Genomic DNA, 22,002 nt, shown 5'->3' on the forward strand with positions numbered 1-22,002 from the left:
CCGGGATTTTAGCGCTTCAGCGCGCGGGCCAGTGCATCGGCCATGCTGCCGGCGGGCGCGGGCCGCGGATCGGGCCGGGATGAGCGCTGCGCGGGACGGCTGTCGCGCCGCTGCGCTGCATTGTCCGTGGCACGCGTCGGCTCGTCGCTCATGCGCATGGTCAGCGCGATGCGCTTGCGTTGCAGGTCGACCTCGAGCACCTTGACCTTCACCACGTCGCCTGCCTTGACGACTTCGCGCGGATCCTTCACGAAGCGGTTCGAGAGCGCGGAAATGTGCACCAGCCCGTCCTGGTGGACACCGATATCGACGAAGGCGCCGAAGTTGGTGACGTTGGTGACCACGCCTTCGAGCATCATCCCCGGGGTGAGGTCCTTCAGGCCCTCGACGCCTTCGCGGAAGCTCGCCGTCTTGAATTCGGGCCGCGGGTCGCGGCCGGGCTTCTCGAGTTCCTTGAGGATGTCTTGCACGGTCGGCAGACCGAAGCGCTCGTCGGTGTAGCGGGCGGCGTTGAGCTGCTTGATGCGCGCGCTGTCGGCGATCAGTTCGCGTGCCGATTTCTGAACGTCGGCGAGGATGCGCTCCACCACCGGATAGGCCTCGGGGTGGACCGCCGAGGCATCGAGCGGGTTGTCACCGTTCATGACGCGCAGGAAGCCTGCGGCCTGCTCGAAGGTCTTGTCGCCGAGGCGGGGCACCTTGAGCAGGGCCTTGCGGCTCGCAAAGGCGCCGTTTGCGTCGCGATGGGCGACGATATTGGCGGCGAGCGTGCCGTTGAGCCCGGAAATTCGGGTGAGCAGGGCCGCCGATGCGGTATTCACATCCACGCCGACCGCGTTGACGCAGTCTTCAACCACGGCGTCGAGACTGCGGGCAAGGCGCGACTGGTTGAGGTCGTGCTGATACTGGCCCACGCCGATCGACTTGGGATCGATCTTGACCAGCTCGGCGAGCGGATCCTGCAAGCGACGGGCGATCGAAACCGCGCCGCGCAGGCTGACGTCGAGTTCTGGGAATTCGCGTGCGGCGAGTTCGGACGCGGAATACACCGAGGCGCCGGCCTCGGATACCACGATCTTGGTCATGTGCAGCTCGGGCAAGGCCTTGACGAGTTCTGCCGCCAGCTTGTCGGTTTCGCGTGAGGCGGTGCCGTTGCCGATCGCGATCAGCTCAACCTTGTGGCGCCGTGCCAGGCCGGCCAGGGTGGACAGTGCGCCATCCCAGTCGCGGCGTGGTTCATGCGGGTAGATGGTGGCCGTGTCGAGCAGCTTGCCGGTGGCGTCGACCACCGCCACCTTGACGCCGGTGCGCAGGCCCGGGTCGAGGCCCATGGTGGCGCGCGGACCGGCCGGTGCGGCGAGCAGCAGGTCCTTGAGGTTCGAGGCGAAGACGCGGATCGCTTCTTCCTCGGCGCGCTCGCGCAGCGCCGACATCAACTCCAGTTCGAGGTGCAGCGAAATCTTGACGCTCCAGGCCCAGCGTACCGTCTCGCGCAGCCACGCGTCGGCGGGACGACCCTCGTCGCGGACCTTGAAGCGCGCAGCGATCCGAATCTCGCAGGGCGAGGGGCCGCTCGCACGGGAGCCGTCGGTGGGGTCCGAGTCGAGGCCGAGCTGCAGGCGCAGCATGCCTTCGTTGCGACCGCGAAGCAGCGCCAGCGCGCGATGGGACGGCATCGAGGCGATCGGCTCGCGAAAGTCGAACCAGTCGCGGAACTTGGCGCCCTCGTCCTGCTTGCCATCGACCACGCTCGAGACGACCACGCCATGGTCGTTGAGGAACTCGCGGAGCTGGCCGAGCAGGGTGGCGTCCTCGGCAAACTGTTCCATGAGGATCTGCCGCGCGCCGTCGAGCACGCTCTTGGTGTCGGCGAAGCCGGCTTCGGCGTTGAGGTATTTCCCCGCTTCTTCCTCGGGAAGCAGGCCGGGGTTGGCGAGCAGCGCTTCGGCCAGCGGGGCAATGCCCGCTTCGCGCGCGATCTGCGCCTTGGTGCGGCGTTTCTGTTTATAGGGCAGGTAGAGATCCTCGAGGCGCTGCTTGGTATCGGCGTTTTCGATCGTCTCACGCAGCTCCGCGGTGAGCTTGCCCTGTTCCTCGATGCTGGAGAGTACGGTGGCGCGGCGTTCTTCGAGTTCGCGCAGGTAGCCGAGGCGCTCTTCGAGGGTGCGCAGCTGGGTGTCGTCGAGGGCGCCGGTCACCTCTTTGCGGTAGCGGGCGATGAACGGCACGGTCGCGCCTTCGTCGAGGAGCTGGACGGCTGCGAGGACCTGGCGCGGCGAGACGCCGAGTTCGTTCGCGATGCGTTGTTCGATGGATGGCAGCATGGTGGATCCGGACGTGCAGGAAAAAACTCCTGATGGTGCCTGCACTCGCCTTGGCTACGCAAGTCCTTGTGAAAGGTCTAGACTTGATCGATTACGCGCAACACGCTTGTGCATCTTTGGTGGTTCGCGGGACGGGGGAGTGATGAAAAAGTTGTTTGTCGCTTTGGTGCTTGCCGTATTCAGTCTGGCTACTGTGGACGCGGGGAGTACCGCAGAGGCGGCGCAGAAGCGGACCGTTTCAAAGAAGACATCGGTCAAGAAATCGTCGAAGAAAAAAGTACTTGCGGCTCGCCACTCGACGCAGAGTCGAAAGGTCGTGAAATCCAGGAAGGTCGTTGCCAAGAAGCGCCCTGGCAAGAGCCGGGCGAGCGCCGGCTCTTCGGCGCGCTCGAAGCGCAGTGCCGCGCGCGCGCCCAGGGTCGCTCGCCTGCCCAAGGCGCGTTCGGCGCCCGGCGCCCTGACCATACCGCGTCTTCCCGAATCGAGTGGCGACGAACGGACCGTGTCGGCCCGTGCCTATGCCATGGACGGTGCGACCTTCTACCAGGCCGGCAAGCGCATCCGGGTAAAGGGTATCGATGCCAATGGCAGCGAGGTGAGTTCCGAGCATGCGAAGCAGCGCCTTCAACGCCTCCTCGATTCGGGACGGTTGCAGGTCGAACCGGTTGCTGCAGATACCGCTGGCAACACGGTATCGGTTGTCACCGTGAATGGTCGGGACGTGGCGGAAATGGTGCGTACCAACTAGCCGCGCGCGGTTTCAGCGGTTGAGGACTGCGGCAAGCCGGCTCCGGTAGTCGCGCAACAGCGGCGAATCGGAGGGCATGAGGCTGAAGACCTGAATCATTGTCTTGCGGCCGGCATCGTCCTTGAAGCCGCGATCCTGCTGGACGATCGCCAGCAGATTTTCGAGGGCAGTGTCGAACTCTCCTTTCTCGGCCGCCAGGTTTGCCAGTTCGAGCCGCGCTTCGAGGTCTGCGCCGTTGTCATCGATTCTGGCCCTCAGGGCAGCCTCATCGGCTGACGCAGGGCGTGCGCTCGCCAGACCGAGCCTGGCTTCCAGCGTACGAACGCGCTCTTCGTCCCTGGCACGGTAAATGATCTCCTTGAGCAGGCGATCGGCTTCGTCGAGTTCGTTGATGTCGATCAGCAGGTCAATCAGATCAAGCCTCGCGGCTTCGAACTTCGGGTCGGCGTCGATGGCCTTGAGAAGCAATGCCCGCGAGGTGTTGACATCACCCCTTTCGCGCGAGCTTTGCGCCTCGAGCCGGAGCGGTTCGGCGTCGGAGGGCAGGATCCGTGCGATGAATTCGCGCAGTGCGTTTTCGGGAAGGGCCCCGGTAAAGCCATCTATCTGGGTGCCTCCAACGAAGGCCCTGACATCGGGAATACCACGAATGCCGAAACGTGCGGCAAGTTCCTGCTCCTGTTCCGTGTTGACCTTGGCGACCAGGATCCGCCCGCCGAATTCGTCGGCGAGCTTTTCCAGCATGGGTTTGAGGGTACGGCACGGCGCGCACCAGGCAGCCCAGAAATCGACCAGAACGGGGGTTTTCCGCGATGCATCGACGACCTTTTGCTCGAAATCCGCCGCGGTCACATCGAAGGCGAAAGCGCTCATGAATGGGGTTCTCCTGTTGCAGTATCCACTGACAGGTGGGGCCCCGATGCGCGAGTTCAAGTCACGCGAGTGCAACCAGGGTCTGTCGTCCCCACCAGTTCTCGCCCGCGGGCAGTTCGATGGGGCGGGTGATCGCTGCTTCGACACAGAGCATCCGACGAAAATCGAGTGCGCCCATGTCGCTCAGGGCGGCACATTTCTCGACCCAGGGATTCCATACGACGACGTCAGGGAAGCCTTCCGTACGGATCGCAAGCTCGCGCCCGCTGTCGTGCAGTGTCAGGGGGCGCGCGGCGTCGCGGTAGATGCGGTCGGTCTCGTCCGCTATGCGGACGACTTCTCCGGTCTCGCGGATGCGCTCTTTGCCGGTGGTCTTGTCGGTGTAATGGGTACCGTAGAGTCCTTGGAGTGAGATCTCTTCGACTTCACGTACGGCGAGGTAAGTGTGCAAGGCGCCGGTGAAGACGAAGCTTCCGTAACCCGTATTCTCGACCTCGAACTCGAGGTCCAGCCGGTCGTCCTCGATCAGTACGGTGAGCTCGCAGTTGAATGCGTACGGCCATGCCGCATGGCTCGCGTCGTCCTCGCTCACCCATAGCGTCACCATCGCATAACCGTCCTGGATGCGTTGTTCCTTGATCGCCCAGCGGCGGGTGCGAAGCAATCCATGCTTTGGCAAACGGCCCAGATCGGCGAACTGGGGGAAGCAGACAGGTATGCCGCCACGAATCGGGGTTGAGCCGTCGAGAACAGCCGCGGGGCTGAGGAACAGGCGCTCGCCACCGCCGCCGGTCGGCCGCCATGACAGCACCTGGCCGCCGACGAGGCTGATGATCGCCGATGCTCCACGGTTTGTTTCGAGCCGTACCGCCGGCAGTCCTAAGTGGTCCAGTTCCTCAATCCGGGCGCTCATGCAGGTATTCCCCGTCCGTAAAGGCGCAATGATAGCGGGCTAGGTGTTGATTCCGCTTTGTTCAGGATGGCAGAAGCAGTTTGTGAGATGGTCATTGACCATCCCGGTGGCCTGCATGAAGGCATAACAGATGGTGCTGCCGACGAACTTGAAACCGCGGCGCTGGAGTTCCCGGCTGATTTTGTCGGACAGCTCCGTGCGCGCCGGCACTTCCGACAGCGTCTCCGGGTTATTGACGATCGGCCTGCCGTCTACGAAGCGCCAGAGAAATTCGTCGAAACTGCCGAACTCTGCTTGCACCGCGAGAAAGGCTTTCGCGTTACCGACCGTCGAGGCGATCTTGGCTCGGTTGCGCACGATCGACGGATCTTCGCTCAGCCTCTCTTGAGCGGCCTCGTCGAATCGTGCGACGAGTGCCGGATCGAAGTCAGCAAAGGCTTGGCGGTACCCGTCGCGCTTGCGCAGGATGGTGATCCACGACAGACCCGCCTGTGCGCCCTCCAGCGTCAGGAGTTCGAAGAGCTGCCTGTCGTCGTGGACCGGTACGCCCCATTCGAAGTCGTGGTAGCGGACATACAGCGGGTCGTTGCCGCACCATCCGCAGCGTTGGCGGGTCTTGGCCGGGGCGGCCGGGCCGTCAACTGATTGAGAGTGTTGCGTGGTTTCGTTCATCGTTCGTCCCTTGATCTGCAGCGTGGTGGGCCGGAGCGGGCGAGGGCCACGCGGGGCGCTACTCTAGCAAATACCCGATAAAGAACGGCCGCCTTGTGGGCGGCCGTTGGGACGGGTCGCCTTCGCGGATCAGTCCTGGAGGGCAAGCACGCCAAGCTTGACCGAGTTGTCCTCGGGGTCGTTCGAGAGCACGAAGCCGAGACCCTTGACGAACTTGAGCATGCGCTCGTTGTTGGACAGGAAGACACCATTCATGTAGCCGAGGCCACGATCGCGGGCAGTTTCGATGAGCACGCCCATGAGCTTGCGGGCCAGTCCGCGGTGCGCCCATTCGTCGGCGACGACAATCGCAAACTCGCAGGATTCGCCGTCCGGATTGACCGCATACCGGCAGACCCCGATCTCCGTCTCCACGCCGTCCTGGTCGATGATCGCGACGAATGCCATCTCGCGGTCATAGTCGATCTGGGTGAGGCGGGTGACCATTGCCGGCGGGAGCTCGCGCATGGTGTTCATGAAGCGGTAGTACTTGCTCTCCGGCGACAACTTGCGGACGAATTCCACCTCGAGATCGGCGTCTTCGGGTTTGATCGGCCGGATCACGATCTTGACCCCGTCCGGCTGCGTCCACTCGGTCGTGAGCTGCGACGGGTAGGGGTGAATCGCCATGTGTGCATAGCGGTCTGCCGCCGGCGAGACGTTGTCCACGATGATCTGGCAATCCACGGCCACCGCGCCGTTTTCGTCGACGATCAGCGGATTGATGTTGATCGTCTGGATCCACGGCAGCTCGCAGACCATTTCCGAGACGCGCAACAGCACGAACTCGAGCGATTCCATATCGATTGGCGGCATGCTGCGGAATTCACCCAGCAGCGAGGCGATGCGTGTCGAGCGGATGAGGTCGCGAGCCAGGAAGGGGTTGAGCGGTGGCAACGCGACCGCGCGGTCCTTGTGCACTTCGACTCTTGTGCCACCTTCGCCGAAGGTGATGACTGGGCCGAAGATCGGGTCGCGCGTCACCCCAACCATGAGCTCGCGACCGTTTGGCTTGAGGATCATCGGCTCGATGGCGACCCCGTTGACCGGGGCATCGGGATGCGTCTTCTTGACCCCTTCGAGAATCTCCTGGTAGGCGCTTCGCACGGCCGCAAGACTCGTCAGGTTCAGACGCACACCGCCGGAGTCGGACTTGTGGGTGATGCTCGGCGAGTCGATCTTCATGACTACCGGCAGGCCGATCTCCTCGGCCAGCACCATCGCTTCGGTCGCGGAGCGGGCAACGACGGTCTGTGCGATCGGGATCCGGAACGCCGCCAGCAAGGCCTTCGATTCCATTTCGTTGAGCACCTTGCGGCGCTCCGCCAGCGCCGTCTCGATCACGAGGCGGGCGCTTTCGATCGACGGCGGACGCAGATGCGACAGCGACGCCGGCGTCTGCATCAGCAACTTCTGGTTTCGATAATAGGCCGAAATGTGACTGAACAGCTCGACCGCCGGTTCGGGCGTGCGGAAGGTCGGAATACCGGCCTCTTCGAACTTGCGCCGCCCCTGTCTTACGAGATCTTCTCCCATCCAGCAGGTAACGACGGGCTTATCGGCGTTCTTCTCGAGCTCGATCAGAGCGTCCGCAACGGCCGTCGGATCGATGATCGCCTGTGGCGTGAGGATCACCAGAACGCCATCGACATTGGCATCCTCAAGTACGGCCGCGACGGTATTCTTGTAGCGATCCGCGTTGGCGTCACCCAGGATATCCACTGGATTTCCCCGCGACCAGGCTGCAGGCAGGAATTCATTGAGCTTGGCGACGGTGCCATCCGACAGCTGGGCCAGGGGAATGCGCAGGTCGGCGCAGCGGTCGGCAGCCATTACGCCCGGCCCACCGCCATTGGTGACGATCGCAAGCCGATTGCCCCGCGGCCGGAAGTGCGAGAAGAGTGCATTGGCCGCCGCGAACATCTGACCCATCGTATAGAGGCGGATCACCCCGGCACGACGCAGTGCCGCGTCGAACACCGCGTCTTCACCTACCATCGCGCCAGTGTGGGAGAGCGCGGCGGCGCTGCCGGCGGGATGGCGGCCCACCTTGATCAGCAGTACCGGCTTGACGCGCGCTGCACCGCGAAGGGCGCTCATGAAGCGCCGCGCATCGCGAATGCCCTCGACGTAAAGGAATATGCTCTCGGTACGTGGATCCGAGATCATGTATTCGAGAATCTCGCCAAAGTCGATGTCGCGGGAAGAGCCTAGCGAGACGACGTTCGAGAAGCCGACGTTGTTCGGTTTTGCCCAGTCCAGAATCGCGGTACACAGGGCGCCCGATTGGGAAATCAGGCCGATCGAGCCCTTGAGGGCTCCGCCGTGCGCAAAGGTGGCGTTGAGTCCCAGTTCCGGACGGATGATGCCAAGGCAGTTGGGCCCGAGAAGGCGGATCCGGTGGCGTCGTGCCACTTCGGTGGTCGAGCGCTCGAGCGCTGCACCGCGGGGGCCGCTCTCCGAAAAACCGGCAGACAGCACGATTGCGGCTTTCACGCCGGCCCGGCCGCAGCCGTCCATGATTGCCGGAATGGTTTCGGCCCGGGTCGAGATGACTACCAGATCGAGACGGTGGGGTACATCCTCGATCGAGCGAAAGCACGGAACGTCGAACACGGTCTCGTGCTTGGGGTTGATTGCGAACAGCTTGCCTTTGAATCCGGCCTCGAGCATGTTGCGGATGAGTACGCCGCCGATCGAGTCGGGACGCTCGCTGGCACCGATGATGCCAACGGAGCGCGGCTCGAAAAGTGGTGTCAGGTAGTGTTTTTCCTTCATTTTCTCAGCCTCTCGGGCGTCGGTTGCGTCGTGCTGGACCTGAGGGATCAGGTCAGCCGAACGCAGGCCACGCGGATCGGGTGCCCTTCCGTTATGTTAACCTTCGCGAATTGTAGTGCACTGCACAAATACAAGTTTGACACAGATCACGGACGATTTATCAAACGTGGTAGCGATGCTACAAACGTTTGTTAGTTGAGCGTGAAATAAAAGCGAGCGCCTTTGCCTGGCATCGATTCGGCCCACACTTCACCTCCGTGACGCTGGATGATCCGCTGGACCGTCGCCAGTCCGATTCCCGAACCTTCGTATTCGTTCTGACCGTGCAGCCGCTGGAAGGGCTGGAACAGCTTGGCAGCATGGTTCATGTCAAAACCGATCCCATTGTCGGCGATGCAATAGGCCAGGATTTCATTGCGGCGTTCGGCGAGGAAGCGAATCTGCGCCAGTGGTTTGTCCGCCGTGAACTTCCAGGCGTTGCGGAGCAGGTTTTCAAGGACCACCTGCATCAGGATGCGATCGGCCTGCGCCACCAGGCCAGGTGTTACCTCGACTTCGACAGACCGTGACGGATCCTCGGCGCGGAGATCGTCGATGATCTGCAGGGTCAGGTTGCTGAGGTCGATTGTCTCCTTGCGCAAGGTCTGTCGGGTCAGGCGAGCCAGCTCCAGCAGATCGTCGATGAGGTTTGCCATCCTGTTGCTCGCGGCGCGGATCCGCCTGAGGTACTGGCTGCCCACTGCATCCAGTACCTTGCCGTAGTCCTCTTCCACGACATGGGCAAAACCGTCGATTGCGCGCAGCGGCGCCCTCAGATCGTGCGATACCGAGTACGAAAAAGCCTCCAGTTCGCGGTTGGAGGCCTCGAGTTCCGCAGTTCGTACCCGCACACGGCTCTCGAGCTCCTGATTGAGATTCTTGAGGGTCAGTTCGGCGATCTTGCGCGAGGAAATGTCGTCCAGCGAGCCCCGGATCCCGCCACCGCCGGCTTCATCGGTGTCCACGGGCCGTGCCGTTGCCTCGATCCAGCGAATCTCGCCGTTTGCGGTCCTTAGCCGGAACTCGGCTTCACAGCTCAGGCTTCGGGAGCTGTGCATGTTTGCGATCCGCCGGCTGAGTTTGTCGCGGTCATCCGGATGCAGGAATTCGAGCAGCGGGCTGCCCAGCGATTCTTCGACGCCGAAGCCCGAAACTGTCTCCCAGGCCTTGCTCAGGAAGTTGAAGCGGCCGCGATGATCAAGCTGGAAGATGACTTCGTTGACCGATTCGACGACGTCCCGGTAGCGCGCGTCGCTCTCCCGCAGGGATTTCTCCGCCTCCAGCCGTTCGCCTATGTCGCGCAGCACACACAGTACGGCCGGACCGTCTTCGAGCATCACGCTCACGCCGGTGGATTCCACCTGAACAGGTTCGCCGTTCAGCCGCCGGTATGAAAAGACTGCCAGCGGTGTGGCGCTGCCATCGCCGGCGGCGGCCTGCAGTTCGGCGATGCGCATCGATATCTTCGGTTTGTCGCCGTCGGTGACCAATTCGAGGACGGAGCGTCCCAGCAGCTGATGCTCGTCACGGGCGCCGAAGAGTCGCACGCAAGCCGGATTGACGAGTATCAATCTCCCTTCGCGATGGAGAAAGATCGCGTCGGGCGAGAGGTCCACCAGGCGCCGGTATCGAAGTTCGCTGGCGTGCAGTGCGCGCATTGCCGCGACTCGCTCGGTGATGTTTTCGAACACGAACAGGAATACATCGGGTGCGCCCGTACCATCGCGCAGTAGCGTGGCGTTGAGTCTCACCCAGCGGTCCTTTCCGTCACGATGGAGCAGGCGCATCTCGATCAGGAAATTGTTTCCTTCTCCGGAAACCAGTTGCGCCATCGCGTCGCGGTAGGCGGTGCGGTCAGCAGGATGGGCGATCGCTTCGAATGACTCGGCAAGCAAGGTTTCGCGCCGGTATCCCAGCAGGGTGCACAGCGTGTTATTCACCGCGACCCAGCCGCCCTCGGGGCCGAGACTGGCAATGCCGACCGGCGCATTCTCGAAGCTGGCGCGATAGCGCGCCTCGCTCTCGGCCAGCGCTATGCTGGTTTCACGTTCCGTGGTGATCTCCCGTACCACGCCGCGAAAACCGCGAAAGACGCCGGTTGGATCAATCAGCGGGCGGCCCGATATCGCATACCAACCGGCATCGGGGCGTTCGCCCGTGATCTGGAATTCGAATCCGGAGAAGGATTGATGCGAAGCAAGCCGCCGTTCGACCGACTTCCAGCCTGCAACCGTCGTGTTTTCCCCGAGAATCTCTCGCAGGGTGCGTCCCAGCCAGGCTTCATGAATCTGCGGCCCGCGGCGGGTGCCCTCAGTGGCAATTTCCACGAAACGCAGTTCCGCATCCTTTTCCCAGTACCAGTCGGAACACAGGCTGACCAGATCCCGAAAGCGCTCCTCGCTTGCCTTGAGCGAGCGGGCGGCTTCGATGCGTTCGGTGACGTCGCGGCCGATGCCGCGATAGCCGATGAAAGCGTGTTTCCTGTCGAAGATCGGGCGGCCCGTGATCTCGAGATGGCGCAGCGCGCCATCGAGATCCAGCTGATCCATGGTGCACGAGAATTCCTGCTGGCGCTCGAGCGTCTTTCTGAGGTCAGCCCAAGATGACTGCTGCAGGTCTTGGTGGGGCACGTCCCACAAGGCCCGGCCAAGAAAATCCGCCGGATCCAGTCTGGCGCGGGTGCGGATGCCTTCGCTGATGTAGACGAGACGTTGGGCAGCATCGGTTTCCCAGGACCAGTCGGCAGACTGATCGATGAAATCAAGGAGCCGGCGTTGGTCGCCGGCCGTTCGCCGAGAAACGCGGCGAATCTGCGCCTGTAGCTGGCTCTGTCGTGTCCGGTGCATGCGCAGCAGGAAGAAGGCAAGGAGCGTGATCGCGCTGACGAAGAGCGCCGCGATCAGCGGAAGTCGGTACACGATCCAGGGTAAGCGGGCCGGGTCCGGTGAACTGCTCACCGTCCATAGTCCCCGGGAGCCTTCAACCTGAGCACGCGCCTCTCCAGGCACCGGCGGGCTTTCCGTTGGCATGAGTCGCAGCGGGCCGGTGTCGTTGTTGGGTGATGACAGCAGGTGCTCCGAACCGACACTGGCAAGTCGGCCGTGGCCCACGCGGATATAGAGGACAGCGGCGTTCGTGCCGAAACTCAACGCTGGCGCCCCTTCGACGTCGAGGCTGTCTGCTGGCGAGTGTGGAAGGAGCATCGCGGGCAGACCGTCGGCGCGCAGCGCATCGACCGCTTGAGTTGGCGTGGCATCCGCCAGGGCGAGTCGGCCCAGCATGGACTCGATCCGCGACAGACGTGCGGAAAGCTGCACCGCTGCCTGTTCCGCTCGCTGGCTGGCGTGCCTCGTCGCGAATTGATCGATCTTTCGATCGAGCCATACGGCACCCGACGTGGCGAGGAGCAAACCGACCAGCAGAAGCGTCAGCGCAACGGGGCCGTGATCAAGGAATCGGGTGTTTTCGGGCGTGCCGCTCATCGCTGATGTCGAGTGAAAAAGCCTTGCGACCGATTGCCAGGAAGCACGTCCCGAAATGTGGGCCAGCTGTTCCGGCCGGGCTCGGGTCCGAACATAAACAGGCGTGGTCGGGACGAAGCCTGGGGCTCGCCAGTTCCAATCACGTTCGCTCCGCTACAATGGCTGCCATGATAGCGTGCGCACGGCGTGTCAGGGCGCTTGCTCGTCATCGTCCCCAAGCCGGATTCTCCCGTGACTTGCACATCTGCCGGAACCGGATTCCTGGCAAACAGTGTTGATCGATAAGATGACAAACGGCCATTCATCTCTTGCGACCCCATCTGCCTGGGTCAAACGGTTTGCATCCTTGATCAGTGCGGGAGGCGACGTGCTGGACTACGCCTGCGGTAATGGTCGGCATGCCCGGTGGCTGGCGGAGCAAGGGTTTCGGGTCGAGGCAGTTGACAGGGATGTGCCGTCTCTCGAGTCCTTGGAGGGCTTGCGAGGCATAAGAACCCGTCAGGCGGATCTGGAGTCGGGCCCATGGCCTTATGAGGGGCGGCGCTTCGACGGCGTCGTGGTCACGAACTACCATTATCGACCTCGGCTGCCGATGTTGCTCGAACTGCTTGGTCATGGGGGCGTCCTGATCTACGAGACCTTCATGGTTGGCAATGAGCGCCTCGGGCGTCCGCGCAATCCTGCATTTCTGCTCCGGGAGCACGAACTGCTCGGGCTTGTGGACTGCGGCTTCGGGGTCGTCGCTTTCGAGCAGGGCGAGGTCGAGTACCCCAAACCTGCGGTGGTTCAGCGAATCTGCGCGCAAAAGGGTGGTGCTGACGTGCGGCTCCCGCCGCCCTGAGGCTGATCAGGGGTGCCGCGGTCGGGGACGGCACGGAGCAGGATGGGTCTGGCCGCGATGTCGGGGGAGGCAGGCGGCAATCATCACGAAGACTGCCGGCCCTTGAGTATGGCGGCCGCAAGGCGATCTATACCGTCCGGAGACAAGTCGGTGCTCTCGAAAACGGTGGCCTCACCAAAACGGACATAGTTGCGGTTCTGCGAACGTCTGTACAGCGGATCGTAGTGCTGATCGATGAACTCCGCGAACAGTGGCTCGAGTGCACGCTCGGCCGCAAGTTCCTGCCAGCGGGTGAGGGTTTCGTTGCTCTGCAAGCTCTTGAGGCAACCGATCTTGTACTGCAGGTCGGCGATGTCGTCACCGAGGTAGGCGTAATCACGAAGCAGGAACGCGATCCTCGCCTCGCGGCTCGCTTCGATCGCGATGCATTCGGCTTCGCGCATCGCCGCGATCAACGGGTCGGGGACCTGGAGCCGGCCGATTTTCTTGCTTTCCGCTTCCAGATACACGGGCCTCGCAGGGTCGAGCTTGCGCAGCTGGCTCCACAGACAGGATTCAAACCACTTCTGGGTTGGTTGCGGACGTCCCGGCAGCGAACCGAGTACCGAGCCCTTGTGCACCGCAAGCGCTTCGAGGTCGATGATCTGAGCGCCGCGCACCGACAGAGCCTCGAGAATGCGTGTCTTTGCGCTCCCGGTGGCCCCGCAGATGATCCGGATATCGAGGCGGGCCGCAATCAGGGCAATCTGTTCGACTGCAAACCGCCGGTAGTTCTTGTAGCCGCCCTCGAGTTGGCAGGCATCCCAGCCGATCATTCGCAGCCACGAGGTGAATGCGCCGCTGCGCTGGCCGCCGCGCCAGCAGGCGACCAGTGGTCGCCAGTCGCGCGGCTTGTCCTGGAAGCGGGCGAGAAGATGCCGGGCGAGATTTTCTGCGACCAGTGCGCCTCCGAGCTTGCGAGCCTCGAAGGGCGATACCTGTTTGTACAGCGTGCCGATCTGCGCGCGCTGTTCGTTGTCGAGGACCGGGCAATTGATCGAGCCGGGAATGTGGTCCTCTGCGAACTCGGCGGGCGAGCGGACGTCCACGATTTCATCAAATTCGTCCAGTTGTGCTACGGTCGCGACGCCTTTTTTCATTGTTTTCCGGTTCAATACGCTTCTGATCAATGGACGGCCTGTGGGCCGCATGCTGGCATGGACGAAATAAAACTCACGCAATTTTCACACGGCGGCGGATGCGGCTGCAAAATCGCGCCGTCGATACTCTCCGAACTGCTTTCCCGGGCGCCGGCGGGCATTGTGCCGCCGGCACTGATGGTCGGCACCGAAACGGCCGACGACGCGGCAGTCTACAGGCTCAATGATGAGCAGGCGATCGTCGCCACCACCGACTTTTTCACTCCGATCGTCGATGATCCGTACGATTTCGGCCGTATCGCCGCCACCAATGCGATCTCCGATGTCTATGCAATGGGCGCGCAGCCGATCATGGCGCTTGCCATCGTCGGCATGCCGCTGGACAAACTGCCCAACGAAGTCATCGGCCGGATCCTCGAAGGTGGCGCCTCGGTATGCCGCGACGCGGGCATTCCGATCGCCGGGGGGCACTCCATCGACGTGCTCGAGCCGATCTACGGACTGGTGGCGATGGGTGTGGTGCACCCTTCGCGAGTCAAACGCAACTCCGAGGCACGCGCGGGTGACGTCCTGATCCTCGGCAAGCCGCTGGGTGTCGGCATTCTGAGCGCCGCGCTCAAGAAAGGCATCCTTGACCGCGCGGGCTACGAGGAGATGCTGCGCCATACCACCAAGCTCAATACGCCCGGCCCCAGGCTGGCGGCGATGGAAGCGGTGCATGCGGTGACCGACGTGACCGGCTTCGGCATTGCCGGCCATCTGCTCGAGATCTGTCGTGGCTCGGGCTTGCGTGCGCGTGTGCGCTTCGATGATCTGCCGGTGATCGAGTCGGCACTAGCCTTCGCGAGGGACGGCGTCGCGACCGGTGCGTCGACGCGCAACTGGGCTGGCTATGGCACCGATGTGGCGATGTCGCCGGATGCGCCGATGTGGCAGCAGAAGTTGATCACCGACCCGCAGACCAGCGGCGGTCTGCTGGTGTCGTGCGCGCCGTCGGCAGCCGAAGCCGTGCTTGCACTGTTCCGCGACGAGGGTTTCGATCGCGCCGCGGTGATCGGCGAATTTGCAGATGGTGCCGCCGGCGTGGATGTGATCTAGCGGGTGAGGAGCGGCTTGAGCGCCGGCCAGACGTTGTCGAGCAGGTGGCCCTGGGCCGCTGCAAGGGGATGAATGCCATCGGCCTGGAACAGCGCCGGGTCGGTGGCCATGCCTTCAAGCAGAAACGGGACCAGCGGGACCTTGCGCGCCTTGGCAACTTCGTTGAAGGTGTTCTGGAACTTCGTGGTGTAAGCCGGGCCATAGTTCGGTGGCAGGCGCATCCCGACCAATACCACTTTCGCGCCAGCCTCGCGGGCGTCATCGACCATGGCAAGCAGGTTGTCGCGCATCATGCCGAGCGGCAGGCCGCGGAGCCCGTCGTTGGCGCCGAGCGCGATGACAACCACCGCGGGTTTGTTGCGCGCAAGCGCTTCGGGCAGGCGGGAGCGCCCGCCGGCGCTGGTTTCGCCACTGACGCTGGCATTGACGACTTTCGTGTCGAGGCCGAGCCCGGCGAGGCGCGATTGGAGCAGGGCGGGCCAGGATTCGTTGGCCTTGAGACCGTAGCCGGCCGAAAGGCTGTCTCCCCAGACCAGCACGCCGGTCGCATTTGCGGCGGTGGCGAGCGCAAGGAAAAAGAGCATAACAATGGATCGCAGCAACATCGAATTCTCCGTTCCGGTCATGGAGGTCACACATCTGGCCAAGCAGGTGGCGCTGGCAGATGGTGCCGCACCGCTGCATATTCTGCAGGATGTGAGCTTTCAGGTTGGGGCGGGCGAGTCGATTGCAATCGTTGGAGCCTCGGGTTCCGGTAAATCCACGCTGCTCGGCCTGCTTGCGGGGTTGGACCAACCCAGCGGCGGCAGCGTGCGCATTCGAGGTACCGACATCTTCATGCTCGACGAGGACGAGCGCGCGGCGCTGAGGGGCGAGACGATTGGCTTCGTTTTCCAGTCCTTTCAGTTGTTGCCGGCGCTCAGTGCGCTCGAGAACGTGATGTTGCCACTCGAACTGGCGGGTGCGCCCGACGCGGCGACCGTGTCGCGCCAGTGGCTTGAACGCGTCGGCCTGTCGGGACGGCTGAACCATTATCCGAAGCATCTCTCGGGCGGTGAGCAGCAGCGTGTGGCGCTGGCACGGGCGTTTGCCCCTTCGCCGGCGCTGTTGCTGGCCGACGAGCCCACCGGTAACCTTGATGCTGCGACAGGCAAGGCGATCATAGACCTGCTCTTCGCGTTGAACGTCGAGCATGGCACCACACTGGTGCTGGTCACCCATGATGAAGCGCTCGCCGGCAGATGCGACAGGCAGTTCAGGATGCGCGAGGGGCGGTTGCACGAAGAAGTTCCGGATGCCCGTTCAGCCTGATCTGGCACAGTCCGTCACTTGTTGAAACCTGCTGGCCGAAGCCATGCCATCGGATTCCGTATGCCCGAATCGAGTTCCTCTACGACACCGGTCCGAACCTCGGAAGCGGCGATGATGCCGCGCTCGCGTCGCGACCTCTTTCTGACTTTCAGCTGGTTGGCGATGCAAGGCTTTGGCGGCGTCCTTGCGATCGCCCAGCGCGAGCTGGTGGACCGCAAGCGCTGGCTGACCCGTGAGGAGTATCTCGACATCTATTCGGTTGCGCAGATTCTGCCCGGGCCGAACGTGGTGAATTTCTCCTTGATGTTTGGCGATCGGCATTTTGGTTTGTCCGGTGCGCTTGCTTCGCTCGGTGGCATGCTGTTCTTGCCGATGCTGCTGGTACTCGGACTCGCGGCGATCTATAACCAGTTTTCGGTCATTCCCGAGGTCGCGGGCGCGATGAGGGGGATGGGGGCGGTGGCCGCCGGGCTGATGCTGGCGATGGCCGCGAAATTGCTCGCCGCGTTGCGACGCAATCCGATGGGCCCGTGGCTGTGTGGGGCGTTGATGTTGGCCAGCTTCATCGCCATCGCGGTGCTGCGGCTACCCCTGGTCTGGGTCGTGCTGGCGCTCGGCACCAGCGGTTGGTGCGCAGCGCGCTGGTGCATCGGCCGCGAGCGCGCGAAGTCATGAGCGTGGCCGTGGTTCCGGTGGACCTGTTGGAGCTGTTTCTGCGCTTTCTGGCGCTCTCGATGCTGTCGATCGGCGGTGCGGTTTCGGTAGCGCCCGAGATGCATCGTTATCTTGTCGAGCAGCGAAGCTGGCTTACGGATAGCCAGTTCACCGGTTCGATCGCGCTGGCGCAGGCTGCACCGGGCCCCAACGTGTTGTTCGTGCCGATTCTCGGCTATCAGGTCGGCGGGCTTGTCGGCGCTGTGGTAGCCATGGTCGGCATCCTGCTGCCCTCCACGGCACTTTCGCTGTGGGCGGGACGCTGGGGGGCGAAGCGCCGGGATGCACCCGCGGTCAAGGCGTTCACCACCGGTCTTGCGCCAATTTCGATCGGTCTCATCGCAGCCACCGCCTGGGTACTTTCTCTGCCTTTCGTGAAGGATCCCGAGCATTGGCCCGGGGCGCTGGCCTTGATGGCGCTGACCGTCGCGGTGTTGCTGCGGACCCGTATCAGCCCGATCTGGCTGATTCTGGTCGGTGCGCTCGCCGGGGGCTTCGGATTCGTGTGACGGCGCAATCGGTTTGTCGGGTCAGAGAACGGCGAACAATTGCTGTTGCAACTCGGGGAATCGCCGTCGTCCCATTGTTGTCTCGTTGATGGCTTCCGCCCAGGCGGGGTAGAGCGACCGCAGCGTCGCATGGTCGGGGCACTTGTGGACAGCCTCCTGGAGAGACAGCTTGCTCAGGTTGCCGTTGAAGGTTCGCAGGGTGTTGAACATGAAGTTGCGGGCCATCCCGAGCGATTTGCCATCTCGCTCGGGTAGGGCAGCAACGGTGGCGAGTGCTGGATCGGTATCTGGTGCGGAGGGGGGCGCTTGAGCCGAGATCGATTCTCTGGGTGCGATCAGGCCGGCTTGCCGCAGGCGTTCGACCAGGGGCTCGACTTCGTCGATCCCCGACATCTTCGCGAGGTCGGCCAGGGATCGCTTGCCATCGACCAGAATCAGAAGCCGTCGCAACCTCATGTCGAGGCCAGCCGATCTCCGCTCGATCTCGGCGTGGCCCTGTTGCGTCTTGACGAGCATGCCCTGTGCCATCGATGTCTCCGTCGTGGATTGGGGGCGTACCGGAGGATGCTGGGTGGCCGAGGGCTTCTGCACGCCCTTTGATTGTCCCAATCGATTACTCAAAACCTACAGTGCAGGGGCTCGAGGGATCTCCTGCACCGCGGCATAGGCGATTTAACGGCGGTGCGCGCTGGCCCTTAAGAAAAAAACCGGGCCAGGGGCCCGGTTTGTGTCGACATCGCTCAGCGCGTGATCGGCTTGTAGCGTATGCGCTTTGGTTTCGCACCTTCCTCGCCGAGTCGTTTCTTCTTGTCGTCCTCGTATTCCTGGTAGTTGCCCGGGAAGAAGGTCCATTGCGATTCGCCCTCGGCGGCGAGGATGTGGGTACAGATGCGATCGAGGAACCAGCGGTCGTGCGAGATCACCAATGCGCAACCAGCGAATTCGAGCAACGCATCTTCAAGCGCCCGTAGCGTTTCCACGTCAAGATCGTTGGAGGGTTCATCGAGCAGCAGCACGTTGCCGCCCGAGATGAGCGTCTTGGCGAGGTGCAGCCGGCCACGTTCGCCGCCCGAGAGATTGCCGACGATCTTCTGCTGGTCGCCACCCTTGAAGTTGAAGCGCCCGATGTAGGCCCGGCTTGGCATCTCGAAGCGCCCCACGGTCAGGATGTCAGCACCTTCGGAGATGGCTTCGAACACCGTCTTGTCGTTTGCAAGACCCTCGCGCGACTGGTCGACTGCGGCGATCTTGACCGTCGAGCCGATCACGACTTCGCCTGAATCGGGTTTGTCTCGACCCTCGATCATCTTGAAGAGCGTCGATTTGCCCGCACCGTTCGGACCGATCACGCCGACGATGGCGCCCGGCGGAATGCTGAAGCTGACCTTGTCCATCAGGAGCTTGTCGCCGAAGGCCTTCGACACCTCGTTGAACTCGATGACCTTGTCGCCGAGGCGCTCGCCCGGCGGAATGAAGATTTCCTGGGTTTCGTTGCGGCGCTGGTACTCGACGCTGGACATTTCCTCGTAGCGCGCCAGACGGGCCTTGGATTTCGCCTGGCGAGCCTTGGGATTGGAGCGCGCCCATTCCAGCTCGGTCTTCATCGCCTTCATGTGGGCGGCTTCCTGCTTGGACTCCTGCGCCAGGCGCTCGCCCTTCTGGTCGAGCCAGGACGAGTAATTGCCTTTCCAGGGAATGCCATGGCCACGGTCGAGCTCGAGGATCCACTCGGCTGCGTTGTCGAGGAAGTAGCGATCGTGGGTGACCGCGACGACTGTGCCGGGGAAGCGGGTCAGGAATTGCTCCAGCCAATCGACCGATTCCGCGTCGAGGTGGTTGGTGGGCTCGTCCAGCAGCAGCATGTCGGGGCGCGACAGCAACAGCTTGCATAGTGCGACGCGGCGCTTTTCGCCGCCCGATAGCTTGCCGATCACCGCGTCCCACGGAGGCAGACGCAGTGCATCCGCGGCGATTTCCATCTGGGTTTCGATGTCGGCACCCGCGGTTGCGAGGATGTTTTCGTATTTCGCCTGTTCTTCAGCCAGCTTGTCGAAGTCGGCATCGGGCTCGGCATAGGCTGCGTATACTTCTTCGAGCTTCTGGCGGGCTTCCATGATCTCGCCGAGGCCCGATTCGACCTCCTCTTTCACTGTTTTGTCAGGATCGAGCTCAGGTTCCTGCGGCAGGTAGCCGATCCGCTGGCCGGCCAGGTGTTGCACTTCGCCGTCGTACTCCTTGTCGGCTCCCGCCATGATACGCAGCACGGTCGACTTGCCTGAGCCATTGAGGCCCAGCAGGCCGATCTTGGCGCCGGGAAAAAACGAAAGGGAAATATCCTTGATGATTTGCCGCTTCGGCGGCACGACCTTGCTCACGCGGAGCATGGACATTACGTATTGGGCCATTGAGAGTAGTATCTTCGGGAAAACAGGCCGCAAGCTTACTCCAGCAGCGGATGCTTGCAAGTCTGCGTTTCTGGCTGCTTGCTCGGTGGCAAATGAGGTGTCATCGCTCCAACTCATCGGGAGAAGGCCGCATGCGGGACCAGGAAGCGCTGGGCCAGCGAGGAAGGCGATGGTCCGATCGCGGCTACGGCAAACCGACGATGTGGCCCACCGTTGTGGTTGCGATCGCATCCGTGGTGTTGATCTTCTTCGCGTTTTCCGAACTGAGATCGCGCCAATCTGCAGCGGTCTATGATCGCCTCGCCTCGGCATCGAACAGTCAGGCCCTGCGGATTCGCGAGAGGGTGGCCAGCTACGCGCTGGTGTTGCGTGGCGCGTCGGCACTCTTTGCGACACGTGGTGACGTCAGCCGGGCCGAATGGCATACCTTCGTGTCGGGTCTCAGCCTTTATCGCGATTATCCGGGTGTCCTGGGTGTTGGATTTGCTCGCAACGTACCGTTGGATCAGATCGCGACAGTCGAGCAGCGCGCCCGGTCCGAAGGGTTTCGACAGTTTCGCGTGTGGCCGCGTGGCCAAGGAGAATCAGGCTCCGTCAGCTCGATCGTTTACCTCGAACCGGCCAACTGGCGAAACCTTCGTGCCTACGGTTACGACATGTTCACCGAGCCGGTACGGCGCGAAGCCATGCTTCGCGCCCTGAGGAGCGGGGAGCCCGCCATGACGGGAAAGTTGACGCTGGTGCAGGAAACCGAAACGGAAATCCAGGCCGGCGTCATCCTCTATCTCCCGGTCTTTGCGCCGGGCATCCCGACCGCTGGGGCGATCGAAGGCGCCCGGGGCGAGTTGCTCGGCTGGGCGTACAGCCCGTTCCGCATGGGCGAACTGGTCGACGGGGCGCTCGGGCGCAGCTTCGTCAATCTGCGCCTGCGGATCTATGACGATGCGGAGGTGGAAAGCAGCGAAACCTTGCTCTTCGATAGCCTGTTCGGGAACACGGTCGAGCAACCCGTTGTGGCGAGCTATGCAACGCCCATTCTCATGGGAGGGCGGGTCTGGCGAATGCGATTTGATGCGGCCCCCGGTTTCGGGGCCGGTATCGCGCCGATCAGTCGGGATCTCGTTGCGCTCGGCCTGTTGTTCACCTTGCTGACGTCGGGAACATGGGCCTTGTCGAACATGCGGCGTCGGGCGGTCAAGATGCAGCGTCTGACCGAATCGTTGCGGGCAAGCGAGGAGCGCTACTCGGTGCTGGTGAATCTTTCCCGTGACGGAGTTGCGGCGCTTGACGACCGCTTGAGATTCACGTTCGCCAACCCGCGAATTGCCGGCTGGCTGAACACCTCGGCCGAAGACTTGATCGGCCGCGGTCTCGCCGATGTCTGCCGCAGCCTTTCCGGCAGTGATGTCGAAGCCATTCTGCAACGGTTACGCGAGGGGGAAGGATTGACCTACGAGTCGGTGCTGGAGCCACCCAATGGTGAGGTCCGGGTCGTTCTTGCGTCGGATCATCCGGTTTTCGGTCGTGACGGCGCGTTCCGGGGCGCGACCCTGATGCTGACCGATATTACCGATCGGAAGGCGTCGGAAGAACGGATTCGCTTTCTCGCCACCCACGATATGCTGACCGGGCTGCCAAACCGGTTCGTGGTACATGATCGGGTGCAGCAGGCGCTCGGGCTGGCTCGTCGCTACAAGAGCGGATTTGGACTCTTGTTCATCGACCTGGATCGGTTCAAGGAAGTGAACGATACCTTCGGGCACGCGGTGGGCGATCAGGTTCTCCGTGAGGCGGTTGCCCGGGTAAAGGGTTGTCTGCGGGACAGCGATACGCTGGGGCGCATGGGCGGGGACGAATTCGTGGTCCTCCTTCCCCAGATTGAAAACCGTCAGGCGGCGATCAACGTGGCCAACAAGATTGTCGGTGCATTTGCCCAGCCCATCCGGACGGATCAAGACGATCTGAACGTGTCTGTGAGTATCGGACTGGCGATCTGCCCGGAAGACGGGACGGACGAAAACGTCCTGATGCGGCGGGCAGACGCGGCAATGTATCGAGTCAAACAACGCGGACGCAACAATGTCGCCGCGTTCGATGAGGGCGCTGACTGAGCTTTC

At 62.9% G+C, this 22,002-nt stretch carries 17 protein-coding genes; 7 read left to right on the forward strand and 10 right to left on the reverse strand.

The features are described from left to right. Nucleotides 1-8 precede the first annotated feature (8 nt). A complete protein-coding gene (locus tag GQB03_RS08030) occupies nt 9-2,324 on the reverse strand; it encodes a Tex family protein (RefSeq protein WP_159687177.1) in 2,316 nt (771 codons plus the stop codon). A 142-nt stretch (nt 2,325-2,466) separates the two neighbouring features. Between GQB03_RS08030 and GQB03_RS08035 the strand changes: the two genes are divergently transcribed. Beyond that, nucleotides 2,467-3,072: a hypothetical protein gene (locus tag GQB03_RS08035; RefSeq protein WP_159687183.1), complete on the forward strand. Its 606-nt coding sequence runs from the start codon at nt 2,467-2,469 to the stop codon at nt 3,070-3,072. A 12-nt stretch (nt 3,073-3,084) separates the two neighbouring features. On the opposite strand, the gene GQB03_RS08040 is transcribed toward GQB03_RS08035, so the two are convergent. From GQB03_RS08040 to GQB03_RS08060, 5 genes are all read right to left on the reverse strand, one after another. Further along, a complete protein-coding gene (locus GQB03_RS08040) occupies nt 3,085-3,945 on the reverse strand; it encodes a tetratricopeptide repeat protein (RefSeq protein WP_159687188.1) in 861 nt (286 codons plus the stop codon). Between the two features lie 61 nt (nt 3,946-4,006). After that, complete coding sequence (locus GQB03_RS08045) at nt 4,007-4,858, reverse strand: D-hexose-6-phosphate mutarotase (protein WP_159687193.1); 852 nt, start codon at nt 4,856-4,858, stop codon at nt 4,007-4,009. Nucleotides 4,859-4,897: 39 nt separating this feature from the next. After that, nucleotides 4,898-5,530, reverse strand: a complete 633-nt coding sequence (locus tag GQB03_RS08050; RefSeq protein WP_159687197.1) for a DNA-3-methyladenine glycosylase I — start codon at nt 5,528-5,530, stop codon at nt 4,898-4,900. A gap of 129 nt (nt 5,531-5,659) precedes the next feature. Next, nucleotides 5,660-8,347 (reverse strand): bifunctional acetate--CoA ligase family protein/GNAT family N-acetyltransferase, encoded by a 2,688-nt coding sequence (locus GQB03_RS08055; RefSeq protein ID WP_159687203.1) that lies wholly within the window; start codon nt 8,345-8,347, stop codon nt 5,660-5,662. 191 nt (nt 8,348-8,538) lie between these two features. Next, on the reverse strand, nt 8,539-11,868 hold the full coding sequence (locus tag GQB03_RS08060; RefSeq protein ID WP_159687208.1) for a PAS domain S-box protein: 3,330 nt from the start codon (nt 11,866-11,868) through the stop codon (nt 8,539-8,541). Between the two features lie 286 nt (nt 11,869-12,154). Here GQB03_RS08060 and GQB03_RS08065 point away from each other — a divergent pair, with 286 nt between their 5' ends. Further along, nucleotides 12,155-12,709, forward strand: coding sequence for a class I SAM-dependent methyltransferase (locus GQB03_RS08065; protein ID WP_159687211.1), 555 nt, complete (start codon nt 12,155-12,157; stop codon nt 12,707-12,709). 83 nt (nt 12,710-12,792) lie between these two features. Here GQB03_RS08065 and mnmH read toward each other — a convergent pair whose 3' ends face one another. Beyond that, nucleotides 12,793-13,848: a tRNA 2-selenouridine(34) synthase MnmH gene (gene mnmH / locus GQB03_RS08070; protein ID WP_159687214.1), complete on the reverse strand. Its 1,056-nt coding sequence runs from the start codon at nt 13,846-13,848 to the stop codon at nt 12,793-12,795. A gap of 57 nt (nt 13,849-13,905) precedes the next feature. Here mnmH and selD point away from each other — a divergent pair, with 57 nt between their 5' ends. Further along, the gene (gene selD / locus GQB03_RS08075) at nt 13,906-14,946 is read left to right on the forward strand and encodes a selenide, water dikinase SelD (RefSeq protein ID WP_159687217.1); all 1,041 of its coding nucleotides are present in this window, start codon (nt 13,906-13,908) and stop codon (nt 14,944-14,946) included. Here the strand turns inward: selD and GQB03_RS08080 are convergent. Further along, nucleotides 14,943-15,530, reverse strand: a complete 588-nt coding sequence (locus tag GQB03_RS08080; protein WP_235026986.1) for an arylesterase — start codon at nt 15,528-15,530, stop codon at nt 14,943-14,945. The two genes, selD and GQB03_RS08080, sit on opposite strands and share 4 nt — an antisense overlap. A gap of 4 nt (nt 15,531-15,534) precedes the next feature. Between GQB03_RS08080 and GQB03_RS08085 the strand changes: the two genes are divergently transcribed. The 3 genes from GQB03_RS08085 (at nt 15,535) to GQB03_RS08095 (ending at nt 17,480) form a co-directional block, all read left to right on the forward strand. Next, the gene (locus GQB03_RS08085; protein ID WP_159687225.1) at nt 15,535-16,257 is read left to right on the forward strand and encodes an ABC transporter ATP-binding protein; all 723 of its coding nucleotides are present in this window, start codon (nt 15,535-15,537) and stop codon (nt 16,255-16,257) included. A 111-nt stretch (nt 16,258-16,368) separates the two neighbouring features. Continuing rightward, nucleotides 16,369-16,932, forward strand: a complete 564-nt coding sequence (locus GQB03_RS08090; RefSeq protein ID WP_159687228.1) for a chromate transporter — start codon at nt 16,369-16,371, stop codon at nt 16,930-16,932. Further along, nucleotides 16,929-17,480, forward strand: a complete 552-nt coding sequence (locus tag GQB03_RS08095) for a chromate transporter (protein WP_235026987.1) — start codon at nt 16,929-16,931, stop codon at nt 17,478-17,480. The genes GQB03_RS08090 and GQB03_RS08095 overlap by 4 nt, the downstream gene beginning before the upstream one ends. 21 nt (nt 17,481-17,501) lie before the next feature. Here the strand turns inward: GQB03_RS08095 and GQB03_RS08100 are convergent, their stop codons facing one another. Beyond that, complete coding sequence (locus GQB03_RS08100) at nt 17,502-18,008, reverse strand: hypothetical protein (RefSeq protein WP_159687231.1); 507 nt, start codon at nt 18,006-18,008, stop codon at nt 17,502-17,504. A gap of 212 nt (nt 18,009-18,220) precedes the next feature. Continuing rightward, complete coding sequence (ettA, locus tag GQB03_RS08105; RefSeq protein WP_159687234.1) at nt 18,221-19,885, reverse strand: energy-dependent translational throttle protein EttA; 1,665 nt, start codon at nt 19,883-19,885, stop codon at nt 18,221-18,223. A 131-nt stretch (nt 19,886-20,016) separates the two neighbouring features. Between ettA and GQB03_RS08110 the strand changes: the two genes are divergently transcribed. After that, complete coding sequence (locus tag GQB03_RS08110; RefSeq protein ID WP_159687238.1) at nt 20,017-21,996, forward strand: CHASE domain-containing protein; 1,980 nt, start codon at nt 20,017-20,019, stop codon at nt 21,994-21,996. Nucleotides 21,997-22,002: the final 6 nt, after the last annotated feature.

It is taken from the genome of Cognatazoarcus halotolerans (assembly GCF_009800965.1).
Taxonomy (GTDB): domain Bacteria; phylum Pseudomonadota; class Gammaproteobacteria; order Burkholderiales; family Rhodocyclaceae; genus Cognatazoarcus; species Cognatazoarcus halotolerans.